This is a genomic window from Parasphingorhabdus flavimaris (assembly GCF_013371215.1).
Classification (GTDB): domain Bacteria; phylum Pseudomonadota; class Alphaproteobacteria; order Sphingomonadales; family Sphingomonadaceae; genus Parasphingorhabdus; species Parasphingorhabdus flavimaris.
The window spans coordinates 473672-488199 of record NZ_JABWMH010000002.1; the positions used below are offsets into that span (position 1 = coordinate 473672).

16 protein-coding genes are annotated in these 14528 nt (G+C 57.6%); 9 read left to right on the top strand and 7 right to left on the bottom strand.

The window, feature by feature from the left end; genetic code table 11:
• The 9 genes from HUO14_RS06950 to HUO14_RS06990 are packed head-to-tail and all read left to right on the top strand — an operon-like array spanning nt 1 to nt 8214.
• Complete coding sequence (locus tag HUO14_RS06950) at nt 1-1116, top strand: FAD-dependent oxidoreductase (RefSeq protein WP_176279142.1); 1116 nt, start codon at nt 1-3, stop codon at nt 1114-1116.
• A gap of 24 nt (nt 1117-1140) precedes the next feature.
• On the top strand, nt 1141-2043 hold the full coding sequence (locus HUO14_RS06955; protein ID WP_176279143.1) for a VOC family protein: 903 nt from the start codon (nt 1141-1143) through the stop codon (nt 2041-2043).
• 4 nt (nt 2044-2047) lie between these two features.
• The gene (locus tag HUO14_RS06960; RefSeq protein ID WP_176279144.1) at nt 2048-3205 is read left to right on the top strand and encodes an alpha/beta hydrolase family protein; all 1158 of its coding nucleotides are present in this window, start codon (nt 2048-2050) and stop codon (nt 3203-3205) included.
• Nucleotides 3202-3528, top strand: a complete 327-nt coding sequence (locus HUO14_RS06965; protein ID WP_176279145.1) for a DUF2218 domain-containing protein — start codon at nt 3202-3204, stop codon at nt 3526-3528. The genes HUO14_RS06960 and HUO14_RS06965 overlap by 4 nt, the downstream gene beginning before the upstream one ends.
• A gap of 48 nt (nt 3529-3576) precedes the next feature.
• Nucleotides 3577-4773, top strand: coding sequence for an MFS transporter (locus tag HUO14_RS06970; RefSeq protein WP_176279146.1), 1197 nt, complete (start codon nt 3577-3579; stop codon nt 4771-4773).
• Nucleotides 4770-5963 carry a cytochrome P450 gene (locus tag HUO14_RS06975; protein ID WP_176279147.1) on the top strand — a complete coding sequence of 398 codons (1194 nt, stop codon included), beginning with the start codon at nt 4770-4772 and terminating at the stop codon, nt 5961-5963. The genes HUO14_RS06970 and HUO14_RS06975 overlap by 4 nt, the downstream gene beginning before the upstream one ends.
• Nucleotides 5960-6646 carry a glutathione S-transferase family protein gene (locus HUO14_RS06980; RefSeq protein WP_176279148.1) on the top strand — a complete coding sequence of 229 codons (687 nt, stop codon included), beginning with the start codon at nt 5960-5962 and terminating at the stop codon, nt 6644-6646. Before HUO14_RS06975 ends, HUO14_RS06980 begins: the two co-directional genes overlap by 4 nt.
• A gap of 33 nt (nt 6647-6679) precedes the next feature.
• The gene (locus HUO14_RS06985; protein WP_176279149.1) at nt 6680-7249 is read left to right on the top strand and encodes a cupin domain-containing protein; all 570 of its coding nucleotides are present in this window, start codon (nt 6680-6682) and stop codon (nt 7247-7249) included.
• Nucleotides 7246-8214: a fumarylacetoacetate hydrolase family protein gene (locus HUO14_RS06990; RefSeq protein WP_176279150.1), complete on the top strand. Its 969-nt coding sequence runs from the start codon at nt 7246-7248 to the stop codon at nt 8212-8214. The genes HUO14_RS06985 and HUO14_RS06990 overlap by 4 nt, the downstream gene beginning before the upstream one ends.
• A gap of 29 nt (nt 8215-8243) precedes the next feature.
• Here the strand turns inward: HUO14_RS06990 and pobA are convergent, their stop codons facing one another.
• From pobA to HUO14_RS07025, 7 genes are read right to left on the bottom strand one after another with little or no spacing between them, the layout of a single operon-like run.
• Nucleotides 8244-9413, bottom strand: coding sequence for a 4-hydroxybenzoate 3-monooxygenase (gene pobA / locus HUO14_RS06995; protein WP_176279151.1), 1170 nt, complete (start codon nt 9411-9413; stop codon nt 8244-8246).
• Nucleotides 9410-10348: a Gfo/Idh/MocA family oxidoreductase gene (locus HUO14_RS07000; protein ID WP_176279152.1), complete on the bottom strand. Its 939-nt coding sequence runs from the start codon at nt 10346-10348 to the stop codon at nt 9410-9412. The genes pobA and HUO14_RS07000 overlap by 4 nt, the downstream gene beginning before the upstream one ends.
• An 18-nt stretch (nt 10349-10366) precedes the next feature.
• Complete coding sequence (locus HUO14_RS07005; RefSeq protein ID WP_176279153.1) at nt 10367-11209, bottom strand: class III extradiol dioxygenase subunit beta; 843 nt, start codon at nt 11207-11209, stop codon at nt 10367-10369.
• Between the two features lies 1 nt (nt 11210).
• Nucleotides 11211-11618, bottom strand: a complete 408-nt coding sequence (gene ligA / locus HUO14_RS07010; protein ID WP_176279154.1) for a protocatechuate 4,5-dioxygenase subunit alpha — start codon at nt 11616-11618, stop codon at nt 11211-11213.
• Nucleotides 11615-12640 (bottom strand): Rieske 2Fe-2S domain-containing protein, encoded by a 1026-nt coding sequence (locus HUO14_RS07015; RefSeq protein ID WP_176279155.1) that lies wholly within the window; start codon nt 12638-12640, stop codon nt 11615-11617. The genes ligA and HUO14_RS07015 overlap by 4 nt, the downstream gene beginning before the upstream one ends.
• On the bottom strand, nt 12637-13659 hold the full coding sequence (locus HUO14_RS07020; RefSeq protein ID WP_176279156.1) for an amidohydrolase family protein: 1023 nt from the start codon (nt 13657-13659) through the stop codon (nt 12637-12639). The genes HUO14_RS07015 and HUO14_RS07020 overlap by 4 nt, the downstream gene beginning before the upstream one ends.
• The gene (locus HUO14_RS07025) at nt 13656-14477 is read right to left on the bottom strand and encodes an NAD(P)-dependent oxidoreductase (protein ID WP_176279157.1); all 822 of its coding nucleotides are present in this window, start codon (nt 14475-14477) and stop codon (nt 13656-13658) included. The genes HUO14_RS07020 and HUO14_RS07025 overlap by 4 nt, the downstream gene beginning before the upstream one ends.
• Nucleotides 14478-14528: the final 51 nt, after the last annotated feature.

Below are 14528 nucleotides of genomic sequence, written 5' to 3' on the forward strand. Positions count from 1 at the left end.
ATGAACGATCGCAATATTCTTGTCATCGGCGGCGGCATAGGCGGGTTGACCGCAGCGATTGCCCTGCGTCAGAAAGGCCACCGGGTCACGGTCATCGAAAAAGACCCGGACTGGTCCGTCTATGGTGTCGGTATCATCCAGCAGTCCAATGTCATCCGGGCAATGTCGGAGCTGGGCCTGCTCGACGATTATCTGAGCGCCGGTGTGCCGTTCGACACGATCGCCATCCATATGCCCGACGGCACCAAGGTGGCCGAAATTCCGGCACCGCGCCTGGCGGAGAATTATCCGGCCAATGTCGGCATCGGCAGGCCCGCACTGCACAGGGTTCTGGGTGACCGGACCAAGGCATCGGGCGCAGAAATCCGCTTGGGCGTTGTTGCCGACGCGATCGACGATTCGGGCGACAAGGTTCGCGTCATTTTTTCAGATGGGAAGACAGAAGAATTCGATATCGTGGTGGGCGCAGACGGGGTCTATTCCGACACGCGGCAGAAAATCATGCCGGATGCCGAGAAACCGGAATTTACCGGCCAATCGGTCTGGCGCTACAATTTCCAGCGTCCCGACGATCTCAATGCGCTGCATGTCTATAACGGTCCGACCGGCATCGGCCTGGTGCCGATCAGCAAAGAGCTGATGTACATGTATGTGACAACGCCGGAACCGGACAAGCCGGTCTATGAGACAGCGGGCATGGCCCAGACCATGCGCGAAAAATTGTCCGCCGCGCCGCCGCAAATTCAGAAGCTGGCGGCTGAAATTACCGATGACGAAGGCGTTGTCTACCGCCCGCTGGAGCAGATGATGCTCTATGGTGCATGGCACAGTGGCCGGGTCGTATTGCTCGGTGATGCGGTCCATGCGACCACGCCGCATCTGGGGCAGGGCGCTGGCATGGCAATCGAGGACAGCCTTGTTCTGGCCGATGAACTTTCCAATCACGATACGCCGGAAGCCGCCTTCCAGGCCTATCGCGCCCGTCGTTTCGACCGTTGCAAATATATTGTCGAAAAGTCTCTGGCGATTTGTCACGGCCAGCTCGGCAAGGGACCGCCGGTCGATAACGCCGAGGCCACCCACGAGATGTTCGCGATTGTCTCCCAACCCATTTGATAGAACAAGATTAAGGACTAAGTAATGAGCCGAGTAACCGAAATTCGCTACGTCGGATACGGCGTCAAGGACTTTGACACCGAACGGAAATTCTATGCCGATGACTGGGGCCTGACGGAAGTGCAGGCCACCGATGACATGGCCTGGTTCAAGACCCATGGCCATGACGAGCATCACGTGGTCCGCCTGCACAAGCGCGACAGCGATTGTGTCGAGGTAATTGCTCTGGCGGCCGGCAGCCGCGCGGACGTCGACGCCCTGCGTGCGAAGGTCGGAGATGCCGGCTGCAAGATCATTCACGAGCCGCGCGTCCTCGATGCTCCGGGCGGGGGCTATGGCTTCCGCTTCTTCTCTCCCGATGGAATGCCGTTCGAAATTTCCTCGGATGTCGAACGCGGAGAACAGCGGGTGATGAAACGCTGGGAAGGCATGCCACTCAAAATCAGTCACATCGTTCTGCATTCCCCCGATCACAAAGCAGCGGTCAAATTTTTTACCGAAGTGCTCGGGTTCAAGGTTTCCGACTGGCTGGGCGATTTCATGTGCTTCCTGCGCTGCAACGAAGCGCATCACCGGATTGCACTATTGCCCGGGCCACCCTGCCTCAACCATGTCGCTTATGATATGCTGACGCTGGATGACATGATGCGTGGCGCCAGCCGTTTGCGCAAGCGCGGCACCGACATTCGCTGGGGCCCTGGCCGCCACACCGCGGGGAACAATACGTTCAGCTATTTCTGCACACCCGCCGGTTTCGCGGTGGAATATACATCGGAGCTCGAAGAGGTCGATTTCGAAAATCATCAGGAAATGGTACACGAACCTGGTCCGCAGGTGATGGACCAGTGGGAAACCGGTATAGGCGGGCCGCAGACCATGCCGAAACCGGCAGCCGACCCTTGTCTCTTCCAGCCCTCGGAGGTCTGAATATATGGCTCTTTTTGAATATTTTCCCAATTATATCTGGAACCTGTCGGTCGCAATAGCAATGGAAAGCGGCGGCCAGATTGGTGAAATCATCGACATGTGCCAGCCGATCAAGGAAGCGGCAGCGGCGGGCGATGATGCCGGCGTTCCGCAGTTCATGAAACAATGGGCCGCGATGGGGGACAAGCTGCAGGAACTCGCTGCGGAGGACGAAGCCAGGGGGCGGAACTTCTCTGCTTCGAACAAGCTGGAGCGCGCATCGCTTTATCTGTTCACCGCGGAACGCATGATGGGACATGGCCATCCGGGTCGCACCGAAACTTTCGCCAAAGCGCGCAATGCTTTTGACCGGTCGACCAAGCTCGGATCGATCAACCGTGAGCGGGTAGAAATACAGCTCGACACCGGCACCATGCCGGCGATCTGGACCAAGGCTCCCGGCTCCGGGAAAAAGCCGGCTGTCGTCTTCTGCAACGGTCTCGATAGCAACAAGGAACTGCTCTACTGGACGCGCCTTCCCGAAGAACTGGCGCGACGCGGAATCTCGACGCTTTGCGTAGACCAGCCCGGTTCGGGCGAAGCATTGCGGTTGCAGAATCTTCCGGTCGATCCGCATAGCGAAAGCTGGGCCTCGAAGGCTGTCGACTGGCTCGAAACGCAGGACAATGTCGATGCGTCGAAACTGGGCATGACCGGTATTTCGCTCGGCGGCCATTTTGCGCCGCGCGCTGTAGCCTACGAACCACGGTTCGCCAGCGGAGCGGTCTGGGGTGCCAATCATAATTGGCGCGAAGTGCAGGACAAGCGCATGAAGCGTGAAGGGGAAAACCCGGTTCCGCATTATTGGGCGCATGTGATGTGGGCATTTGGTGCGGAAGATATGGAAGATTTCCTGGCGAAATCGACCGATATGAACCTCAACGGCCATATGGACCGGATCACGGTTCCGTTTCTCGTCACCCACGGGTCCAATGATCGTCAGATCAGTGTGGATTATGCTTCGGATCTCTATGACCAGCTGGTCAACTCGCCGCGCCGCGAAAAGGTTATCTTCACGCAGCGCGAAGGCGGTGTCGAGCATGTTGGCGCGGACAATATGGCCTATGGTCGCGATCTGCTGTCCGACTGGTTTGCCGAAACATTGGGCGGGAATGCCGGGTGAAATATATCGCAGAAGCCCAGGTGCCGACCGACAACGCAAAAAAATATGCAGCACAGCTTGGCAAGCATTGGGCGCATAACCTCGCCGTAGAGGAGAGGGGAGAGGCTGTTCTTATCACTTTTCCAAAAGATGCGCGCGGGGCCGCCTGGCCCGCCGATGCAGTTGTGACCTTGGCACCGGAGGGCGGTACCTTGCGCTGCTGCATCGAGGCGTCATCGGAAGGGCAGCGCGATGGTTTGAAGGGCGCTGTTGAACGGCACGTTGATCGTTTTGCTTTTCGCGAAGCGCCGCTGAACTATAAATGGCGGGATAGCGAAGACTAAGAAGAGCTGACCCAAAAAATGGGCTGCGAACACAGGAGGGATGCGAGCATGGCGGAAACAGGTGTTGGAAACGCAGCGCGCCAAGCTGGTACACGCCAGGGCATCATCATATTGGCAGCGTCGGTCATGCCGATCATGGCGATCATATCATTGGTTCCGGTCTTGCCCTTGCTCATGCGCGAATTCGCTTCCGTCGAAGGGAGCGAATTTCTGGTCCCGATGGCGCTTACGATTCCCGCTCTTTGTGTCGCGCTCTTTTCGCCAGTGGCGGGCTGGCTGTCCGACCGGTTGGGGCGAAAGACATTGCTGGTAGCAGCGCTGCTGCTTTACGCCGCCTTCGGTATCATCCCGTGGTTTCTAGACGATCTTTTCCAGATTATCGGTGCGCGGGTTGCACTCGGCATCGTCGAAGCCATCATCATGACGGTCGCGACCGCTCTTATCGGCGATTATTTTGTCGGTGAGCGGCGCGAGAAGTGGATTGCGCTGCAGGTCGCCGTGGGCAGCATCGCCGCCATTGCGCTGATCGCCATCGGCGGCGGGCTTGGCGAACTGTTCGGCTCGCGCGGACCGTTTCTGCTGTACCTTGTCGCCATACCGATCGCGCTCGCCGCAGCCACGATCCTGTTCGAACCAGAGGTGAAGGCGAATGATGCCGGACTCGCAAAGCCGGGCTTTCCATACCGCGCAATTCTCCCGCTGGTTTTCACGACATTGGGTGTGGGAATCGTTTTCTATACCGTCATCGTGCAACTGGGTCCGATTCTGGAACTGTCCGGTGCCGTATCACCCGGTATCATCGGACTGATCGGTGCCGGGACCAATTTGGGCGTCGGGCTGGGGACATTCGTGTTTGACAGGCTGAAAGACAAAGCGGGTCCTCTGCTGCTCGCGCTGGGTCTGGCCGTTGCCGCCATCGGTTATATCGGCATAGGACTTTCTTCAGTCCTGCCGATGATTGGGGCATTCGCGATTTTGGCCTGCATCGGCAGCGGGATCCTGCTGCCCAATATGTTGACCTGGACCATGCGCCGTCTGCCCGCCGAAATGCGGGGCCGGGGTACCGGAATGTGGACAGGCGCATTTTTCCTGGGGCAGTTTCTCGCTCCGATCGTCGCGGCTTCGGCTATGCAGGCAACAGGCGGGCTCGCAAATGCACTGACCGTCTATGCGGGGCTCATCGCAATTGGCGCCATCGCTGCACTGCTGTTTGCGCGCAAACCAACCTTTGAGGCAACAACATGATGCCAAAGCAAATAACCAAAATGGACATGGACCCGTTCGCAGAAGAATTTCTCGCCGATCCCTACGCGCATCATGCCGCGCTGCGCGATGCCGGTCCGGTTGTGTGGCTGGAAACATTGGGCGTCTATGCAATGGCCCGCTTTGATGAAGTTCAAACCGCGCTGCGCGATCACGAGACCTTTTGCTCCTCGCGCGGTGTTGGTCTGGCCGATTTTTCGAAAGAAGAACCGTTCCGTCCGCCGTCGTTGCTGCTCGAGGCGGACCCCCCGCTACATGATCGAACACGGGCCATCGTCAACAAGATTGTTTCGATGAAAGCGCTGAAGGAACTGCGTCCGGTCTGGCAGGAAAAGGCGGATGCATTGGTTGCCTCTTTGGCCGGGAAGAGACGCTTTGACGCGGTGCCTGATTTATCAGAAGCCTTTCCGCTGATGATCTTTCCCGACACGATCGGACTGCCTGACGAGGGGCGGGAGCATTTGATCGATTATGCAACGATCGTGTTCAACGCCTTTGGCCCTCGCAATCGTGTTTTCGAAGAAGGCAATGCTGGCAAGGAAGCGGCGATCGAATGGGTGGGTGAAGTCTGCAAGCGAGAGAATCTGAAGCCCGGTGGCTGGGGTGCGGCCTTGTATGAGGCAGCGGATCGCGGCGATTGTACTGCAGACGAAGCCGAGCGACTGGTACGATCGTTTCTGTCCGCCGGCGTCGACACGACGGTGAACGGTATCGCTCACATGACCCTGGCCTTGGCTGAAAACCCCAACGAATTTCAAAAGCTTCGGGAGAATCCAAAACTTGCACTGCGAGCATTTGAAGAAAGCCTGCGGTGGGATTCCACCGTGCAGACCTTCTTTCGAACGGCTTCAAGAGATACCGAAGTTGCCGGAATCAAAATTCCCGAAGGATCAAAAGTTCTGCTGTTCCTGGCGTCCGCCAATCGCGACCCGCGCAAATGGGATGATCCCGATCAATTCCGGATAGACCGCAATGTCAGTGGCCATGTTGGTTTTGGATTTGGTATCCACCAGTGTCTTGGCCAAATGGTCGCGCGTCTCGAAGGCGAACTGATCGGCGCTGCTCTGGCCCGGCGGGTTTCCTCCATTCGCCTGACCGGAAAACCCGAACGGCGGCTTAACAACACGCTCCATGCATTGGCTTCGCTGCCAGTGGAAATGACAGTGGCATGACCGAAAACAAACCAATTCTCTATTTTGCTCCTTCGACCTGTGCTCGCGTCACGCTCACTGCGCTGGAAGAAATCGGGCAACCCTATGAAACGCGGCTTGTCGCTTTCATGGCGGGTGAGCACCGCAAGCCGGAATATCTGGCAATCAATCCCGCGGGCAAAGTTCCGGCGATTCAAACAGAGGCAGGCGTTCTCACACAAAATGGTGCGATCCTGTTCTATCTGGCGCAGACATATCCCGAAGCAGGCCTGTTGCCGCTGTCCGGTGATCCCCAGGCCGATGCGTCCGTCCTGTCCTCATTGTTCCGCATGTCGGCTGACTTGCACCCGTTGGTGACGCGTTTCGTGATCCCGGGCATGATCCTCTCCGACCCGGCATCTTCCGCGCATGTGCGCGCAAAAGCCGAAGAGGTTTTGAAACTGCAACTGGAACCTATTGCGACCCAACTGGGCAAACAGCCTTGGTATCTCGGCGATCGCTGGTCGATCCTCGACGCCTATCTGGCCTGGATCTGGTTCCGGATCACCGGAGCCGGTTTCGATCCCGCGACCTTCCCGGCAATTGCCGATCATTATGACCGGGCGAGCGAGCGTCCCTCTGCCAGGGCCGCGCTCCAGCACGAAGCGCGCGCGCAGCAAGAACTCACCGAACGCGGGCTGGCATTCACGCCGCCAAAGCTCTGAATGAAACCCAATTGAAACGAAGGAAATGAAACTATGAGCGAGAGACCCGTCCGCCGCGTTGTTACCGGCCATAATGCGCAAGGTCAGGCGATCATACAGGAAGACGGCAGCGTGCCGCGCACCCAGAAAATTGGTGGCGAAACCGGACCGCTGTTCCACGAAGTCTGGAACACCCGCGCGACGCCCGCGCCGATTGACGCCGCTTCGGGAGAGCCTCCGGAAGAGGGGATCATCCTGGCCCCGCCGGCAAACGGCACGAGAATACGGGTTCTCGATATCCCGCCCGACGACGACAGCTTCTCGGAAATGACTCCCGAACAGGCGAAAGCCCATTTTGCCGAAATCGGGGCGGCGGACGCTTCCTCCTTTGAAGGAGAAGGCTCGCGCCATGCCCATATGCACCGCACCGAAACGATCGACTACGGAATCGTGCTCGAAGGCGAGCTGGTCCTCATCATGGACGAAGGCGAAACCACCGTGCGCGCTGGCGATATTGTCGTGCAGCGCGGCACCAACCATGGCTGGGCCAACCGCAGCAGTGAAAATTGCCGGATCGCCTTCATCCTGATCGACGGCGCATTTGATGAAAGCCTGAAACAATGAGACTGGCAACCCTCAAAGACGGCACACCCGACGGCGCTCTGGCTGTCGTTTCGGACGATGGCACGCGCTGTCTGAAAATCGGGGACCGGCTGCCAAATTTGCTGCAGCTGATGGAAGGCTGGGATGCCGGCCAGGCGATCCTTTCAGAGGCACGGCAGAAGCTGGCTGCGGGGCAGGGGGAGCCTGCCACAGCCGAGGCATGCGCCGCCCCCCTACCGCGCAGCTGGCAGTGGCTCGACGGCTCGGCTTTTTCCACCCACGGCGATTTGATGCAGGTCGCGTTCGGGCTTGACCCGATCGAAAGTGACCGGCCGCTGATGTATCAGGGCGTCTCCGATCGCTTCTTCGGCCCGACCGAAGATGTGCCCTTGCCGAGCATCGAACATGGCATCGATTTCGAGGGTGAATTTGGCGTGATCGTCGATCATGTGCCGATGGGCACGTCCGCCGAGGATGCGATGGCCCATATAAAGCTGATCGTCCAGATCAATGACTGGTCGCTGCGCGCGATCGCCCCGATCGAGATGAAGACCGGTTTTGGCTGGGTCCAGGCAAAACCGGCCTGTTCAATGGCGCCCTTTGCAGTGACACCCGATGAACTGGGCGACGGCTGGAAAGATGGTCGGGTCTGTCTCGATCTCGAGATTGACTGGAATGGTAAGCGTTTCGGCGCGGCCAATGGCGCGGCGATGGATTTCGGCTTTCACGATCTCGTCGCCCATGCGGCTCTGACCCGCGATCTGGTGGCGGGGACTATTATCGGCTCGGGCACGGTATCGAATCCCGATTATGCGGAAGTCGGTTCCAGCTGTATCTCAGAAGTCCGCGCGATCGAGATGATCCGCGACAAGGCGCCGGCGACAACAGGTTTCATGGGTTTTGGCGACCATATCCGGATGGAAGGTCGCGGTGTCGATGGTTCGTCACCATTTGGCGTGATTGATCAGCAGGTTGTAAAGGGTTGAATCCCTGACAATAGCATAATGGCGTCACTTCAAAGCGGCAATCCGACATAATTTTCGGCGATTGTCTTTTGCGCCGCTTCGCTTCCGGAAATATAATCCAGTTCAGCCATTTGCATCCGTCGTTCGAAGGGCCCGTCTTCGGGAAAGCGGTGCATCAGTTTTGTCAGCGACCAGCTGAAGCGTTCGGACTTCCAGACCCTTGCCAATGCCTTTTGTGAATAGGCCGCGATGCCGTCATTGTCGATGTGGTTGAAAAAGCCGGCAAGGGCTTCCGACAGATAATGCACGTCGGATGCAGCCAGATTCAGTCCTTTGGCCCCCGTGGGCGGAACGATATGGGCTGCATCTCCCGCGAGAAAAAGGCTGCCGTGGCGCATGGGCTCAAACACAAAACTGCGCAGCGGCGCGATGCTCTTTTCAATTGCTGCGCCGCGGGTCATATTGGCTGCGGCCTGAGGACCCAGCCGGACGGCAAGCTCATCCCAGAGCCGATCGTCATTCCAGTCTTCGACGTTCTCTGTGACCGGAACATCAATATAATAGCGGCTGCGCGTCTTGCTCCGCATCGAAGCCAGCGCAAAGCCGCGCTCGTGATTGGCGTAGATCAGTTCGTCATGGCAGGGCGGCACATCGGCCAAAATACCAAGCCAGCCAAATGGATATTCGCGCTCGTAGGATTGTGCGACACTTTTCGGAATGGCTTGCCGCGACGGACCATGATAGCCGTCGCATCCAGCGATGAAGCGCGCATCGATTCGGTGCTCGCAGCCGTCCTTGCGATAAGTAACATACGGCGCATTACCGTCAATATCATGCAAGTCGACATCATTTGCTTCATAGATGATGTCCAGTCCCCGTTCGGGCGCTGCATCCATCAGGTCGCGCGTGACCTCGGTCTGGCCGTAAACGGTGACATGTTTGCCTGTCAGGCTGTAAGTATCGATCCGGATCAGTCTCTCGCCATCGGCAAGGCAGAAGCCCTCTTCGAGCAGCCCTTCGCTATTCAACCGGGCATCAATGTCGAGCCGGTGGAGCAGATCGGTCGTCGTCTGCTCAAGGACGCCAGCACGAATCCGGCCCAGCACATACTCCGCCGACGCGCGCTCGACGATGATGCAGTCAATGTCTTCGGCGCGCAACAAATGGCCGAGCAATAATCCGGCGGGGCCAGCGCCAATAATGACGACCTGTGTTTTCACCCGAGCTGCTGTTCGAGATCATGCAGCACCTTGTAGCAAGGCAACACCTGGGCAACACTGCTATTGGGTTCCCGCCCTTCTCGGATTGCGGCAATGAATTCGCGGTCCTGCAATTCGATTCCGTTCATCGAAACATCGACCTTGCTCACGTCGATCACTTCTTCCTTGCCGTTCACCAGATCATCATAGCGCGCGATATAAGTCTCGTTGTCGCCGATGTAGCGGAAGAATGTGCCCAGCGGGCCGTCGTTGTTGAACGAGAGGGAAAGCGTGCAGATCGCGCCGCTCTGCGCTTTCAACTGTATCGACATATCCATCGCGATGCCCAGTTCCGGGTGGATCGGCCCCTGGATCGCATTGGCCTGAATGATCGGCCCGGCCTGATAGGCAAAGAGATCCACCGTATGCGCGGCATGATGCCAGAGCAGATGGTCGGTCCAGCTTCGTGCCTGCCCCTTGGCGTTGATATTCTTACGGCGGAAGAAATAGGTCTGCACGTCCATTTGCTGGATATTATAGTCGCCAGCCTTGATCCGGTTATGCACATATTGGTGCGACGGATTGAACCGGCGGGTGTGCCCGACCATGCAGACAAGCCCGGTTTCCTTCTGCTTGGCCATCACAGCTTCGCAATCGGCCCAGCTGTCTGCCAGGGGAATTTCCACCTCGACATGCTTGCCGGCGTCCATCGCGGCGATCGACTGGGCCGCGTGCATCTGCGTTGGCGTTGCCAATATGACCGCATCGACATCCTCGCGCGCGAGCATCTCGTCATAGTCGGTGGTGGCAAAACCGACACCATATTTGTCAGCCATAGCCCGGGTTGGTTCCAGCGTCCGGCCAACCAGCGCGGTCACTTCGACGCCGTCGATATTCTTCAGGCCATCAAGATGTTTTTCACCAAAGGCGCCGCCGCCTGCGAGTGCGATTCTCATGGGATATTCTCCTAATATTTAATTGTCTGGTTCCAGCACAAGGTGGCCGATTGCGGTGTTGCTGCACGGGATATGATAATGGCGGTGCAGGCATTTTGTTTTCTTGCCGAGCGCGCCGCGCATGATCAGCCACATGATTAATTCAATGCCCTCGCTACCCGTTTCGCGCAGATATTCGATATGCGGAATATGACGGGCGGCATCGGTCTCGCCGATCATCAGGTCGAGAAACTTGTTATCCCATTCGCGATTGAGCAGCCCGGCACGAGGTCCTTGCAGCTGATGGCTCATCCCGCCCGTTCCCCAGATTTGTACATTCAGATCTTCGGGAAAACTCTCTACCGCGCGCGCAATGGCCTCGCCCAACGCCCAGCAACGATTGCCCGACGGCACCGGATAGGTCACGACATTGACCGCCAATGGGACGACTTTGACGGGCCAGTTGTCAGGCTGACCGAACATCATGCTAAGCGGCACAGTCAACCCATGGTCGACCTCCATCTCGTTGATGATCGTCATGTCAAAATCATCCAGGATCAGGCTTTGCGCGATATGCCAGCCCAGGTCGGCGTGGCCCTCGACATCAGGAACCGGCCGCGGCCCCCAGCCTTCGTCGGCGGGTTTGTATGTTTCGCCGCAACCAATCGCAAAAGTGGGAATGATGTTCGCGTCAAAGGCAGAAGCATGGTCATTATAGACCAGCACGATTACATCGGGCTTTTGCTCTTCCTCCCATTTTTTCGTCCACTCATAGCCCTTGAAAATCGGTCCGAAATAGTCGTCCTGGGTCTTGCCCTGATCGACCGCGACCCCGAGAAGCGGAACGTGGCTGGAAGCGACGCCTGCGGTTATCCGTGCCATGTCAATTGCCCTCCCGGATTGATCTATTGCCTTCGGGCGAGCGACCGCCATTCATCATCATATCGCGATATTCGGGAAAGCTCATGTCGGTCATCGTCGAGACCGCCTCGGCAAAACTGATACCATCGGTCGAGAATATCTTGCTGAGAAAATAGATATTGCCGCCGAGGTCGAGCATCCGGTTATAATCGCGATCGAGTACCGCCTGACGCTGATCATCCGTGATCGGCCATTCCGACAGATAGGCCGCCTCATCGGCTTTCCAGCGGTCGCGATTTTCTGCCTTCATCAGGCTCATCGCGAACTGGTTGAGATGATAACCCCGCCGTGCGCGCGTCGCCGTGAAGACCCGCGTGCCGGGGATGTCCTCGAATTCGGCGAGATATTCGTGAATATCCTGAATGCTCATTGGCCGCTCTCCGACTTTATGATTTTGCTGATCATCTGACGCGCGCGCACGCCGCCCTGATCGATATTATAGGACTGCATTGATAGATGAGGATTGGCCGCCAGCGATTTTTGCTGGGCCTCCAATATGACAATATCCTCATCGAAAACGCCATTTTGCTGCTGCCGGAAACGTGCCCCGAAACCGGGGTCGTCAACGCGGAAATCGCGCGCCATGCCCCAGAAATAATGACAATTTTCTTCGTCTTGCGGGGTCATGAAATCGACGACAAAGCCGCGAACGCCCTGATCATGTTTTTCCAGTGTCGCGCCTGCCTCGATCGGGGCCACTCCGACGTCGATCATCACCGCTGCCGGCGCGATAAATTCGCAGATTTGCCAGCGGTCCACCTGACCCTCTTTGCCCAGAGCGCCCTTCCAGAATGGAGGCGGATCAATGTCCGGTATCCAGCGTTCGACAAACACGCGATCTTCCGTTTTGCGAGTATTCAGCGGCGTTTCCATCAATTCCTGCTGCCCGATTGAACCCCCGTGGACATAAGTTTCATGGGTAAGGTCCATCAGATTGTCGATGAGCAACCGGTAGTCGCACTGGATGGGATTATAACCGCCATCGAAGCTCCAGCCATCTGCTGAGCAGGGCCATAGATCGGGGATATCGGCTGGATCGCCTTTCTCCTCGCCCATCCATATCCACACGAACCGGTGTTGTTCGTGTATCTGGAACGTTTGCGTGCAAATCCGTTTGTTCACCGGATCGGATTTCAATGGCATCTCTTCGGCAATTCCGTCAGGCCCGATTTTCAAGCCATGATAGGTGCAGCGAATGGAATCGCCTTCCTTGATACCCATGGACAAAGGCAGCATGCGGTGCGGGCATGCGTCGCGCATGGCCACCACTTCGCTATCGAGTTTGCGCCAGAGCACGACCGGCACGCCCAATATCGTCCGCGCCAGCGGTTGCGGGCCGACTTCATAATCCCATCCGGCGACATACCAGGCGTTTTTTATCCAGGTTGTCACAGCCCTCGCTCCTTCAACTGCGCATCCAGCCGCGGGAAGACACGACGGGCATTGCCTTCAAATATGGCATGGCGTTCTGCATCGGATATATCGAGCGCATCGACATAGCGTTTGGTGTCGTCGAAATAATGGCCGGTTTGCGGATCGATACCGCGCACAGCGCCGACCATCTCGCTGCCGAACAGGATATTCTTGTTGTCGATGACATCAGCCAGAAGATTGATGCCTGGCTGGTGATAGACACAAGTGTCGAAATAGACATTGTTCATCAGGTGGGTCGAAAGATCGGGCTGCTTCAGCATGTCGGCAAGCCCGCGATACCGGCCCCAGTGATAGGGAACCGCGCCGCCTCCGTGCGGAATGATCAGGCGCAATCCCGGAAAGTCCCTGAACAGGTCGCCTTGAATGAGCTGCATGAAGGCGATTGTGTCGGCTGCGATATAATAGGCACCGGTTGCGTGCATTGCCGGATTGCAGCTGCCCGAGACATGGATCATTGCCGGCATGTCCAGTTCGACCATCTTCTCGTAAAAGGGATACCAGAATTTGTCGGTCAAAGGCGGATGCTCGAACTTGCCGCCGCCCGGATCGGGATTGAGATTACAGCCGATAAAGCCCATGTCGACGCAACGTTCGAGCTCGGCGATACTCGATGTCATGTCCGCTTCGGGCGATTGCGGCAGCATGCAAACGCCAGCAAAGGTCTCGGGATAAAGCCCGACCACTCGGGCAATAAGGTTATTGCAAGCTTGCGCCCACGGCACAGCGACTGACTGATCTCCAACATGCGGTGCCATGGCAGAGGCGCGGGGGGAGAATATCGTCATATCCGCGCCGCGCTCTCTCAGCAGGCGGAGCTGGTTCGCTTCGATCGTTTCGCGGATTTCATCATCCGAAATTTCGGGGTAGGGCGGCGCGTTCCCGCCAGCCGCAAAGGCGGCCTTCTGCGCTTCACGCCATTCGTCATGCGCTTTTGGCAGGACAGTATAATGACCGTGGCAGTCGATAATCATCGTCATTGGGCAAGCGCTTTCAATTTTGCATTCAGTCCATCCGGAGGAGGATTGAGGCCAAGTTCGCCGAGCGCCGCCTGCCGTGCAACCGTCGCGCGGGTCAGATCCGGTTCAACGCCCAACATTTCGAGCGTCTTGACTGCTTCCGCCATTTCTGCAGATCTCCGGGTGCCGTGAACCAGCATCCGGTCGAGCCGGTAATCCGCCTGGGCAGACCAGTCATTGTTAAAACTGCCGAGAACCTCATCGATCACGCCTGCCTTCTCGCAGGCGATCAGACATTCTGCGGTCAGTGCCTCAACACCTTTATACATGACCGAACGCAACATCTTGATGGTCGACGCACGGCCGACATTTTCGCCGACAATCCGGACATTGGTGAATCCAAGCGCGCTCAGAGCCTCCATCCCGTCCTCGCAATGCGGGCCGGAGATGAGCAAGGGAACTGCTATACCAGCCGGATCAACCGGAGACATGATGGCGGCATCAATATAATGACCGCCAGCGGCTTCGATAGCGTCCGCTGCAGCGCGTTTGGTATCGGGCGCGACGCTGTTCATGTCAAAGAACAGCGTCCCCGATGCGATTGTGGTTGCCACATCCTGTGCGACAACGAGCGCCTGATCGGCCGTGACCACGCTGATGGCATAATTGCTGCCGAGCAGAGCTTCCGCCAGCGTTGAACAGCCGCAAACCCGGTCTTCGGCAAAAGCATCGTCGAGATTCTGCATGTCGAACACATGCGCCCGTGACTGCCAGCCAGCGGCCCGCGCAAAGGTCCGTCCCGCTTCACCATAACCGACAAGAGTGATCGATTGATCCATGGCTGGCAAGCTATCCTGCGCATTACATTCACGCCAATTGGAAGCTTGAAT

Excerpts from the sequence above, each read along its gene's own strand:
- HUO14_RS06950 (WP_176279142.1), top strand. The coding sequence starts at position 1 with ATGAACGATCGCAATATTCTTGTCATCGGCGGCGGCATAGGCGGGTTG.
- HUO14_RS06955 (WP_176279143.1), top strand. The coding sequence starts at position 1,141 with ATGAGCCGAGTAACCGAAATTCGCTACGTCGGATACGGCGTCAAGGAC.
- HUO14_RS06960 (WP_176279144.1), top strand. The coding sequence starts at position 2,048 with ATGGCTCTTTTTGAATATTTTCCCAATTATATCTGGAACCTGTCGGTC.
- HUO14_RS06970 (WP_176279146.1), top strand. The coding sequence starts at position 3,577 with ATGGCGGAAACAGGTGTTGGAAACGCAGCGCGCCAAGCTGGTACACGC.
- HUO14_RS06975 (WP_176279147.1), top strand. The coding sequence starts at position 4,770 with ATGATGCCAAAGCAAATAACCAAAATGGACATGGACCCGTTCGCAGAA.
- HUO14_RS06980 (WP_176279148.1), top strand. The coding sequence starts at position 5,960 with ATGACCGAAAACAAACCAATTCTCTATTTTGCTCCTTCGACCTGTGCT.
- HUO14_RS06985 (WP_176279149.1), top strand. The coding sequence starts at position 6,680 with ATGAGCGAGAGACCCGTCCGCCGCGTTGTTACCGGCCATAATGCGCAA.
- HUO14_RS06990 (WP_176279150.1), top strand. The coding sequence starts at position 7,246 with ATGAGACTGGCAACCCTCAAAGACGGCACACCCGACGGCGCTCTGGCT.
- HUO14_RS07000 (WP_176279152.1), bottom strand. The coding sequence starts at position 10,348 with ATGAGAATCGCACTCGCAGGCGGCGGCGCCTTTGGTGAAAAACATCTT.
- HUO14_RS07005 (WP_176279153.1), bottom strand. The coding sequence starts at position 11,209 with ATGGCACGGATAACCGCAGGCGTCGCTTCCAGCCACGTTCCGCTTCTC.
- ligA (WP_176279154.1), bottom strand. The coding sequence starts at position 11,618 with ATGAGCATTCAGGATATTCACGAATATCTCGCCGAATTCGAGGACATC.
- HUO14_RS07020 (WP_176279156.1), bottom strand. The coding sequence starts at position 13,659 with ATGACGATGATTATCGACTGCCACGGTCATTATACTGTCCTGCCAAAA.
- HUO14_RS07025 (WP_176279157.1), bottom strand. The coding sequence starts at position 14,477 with ATGGATCAATCGATCACTCTTGTCGGTTATGGTGAAGCGGGACGGACC.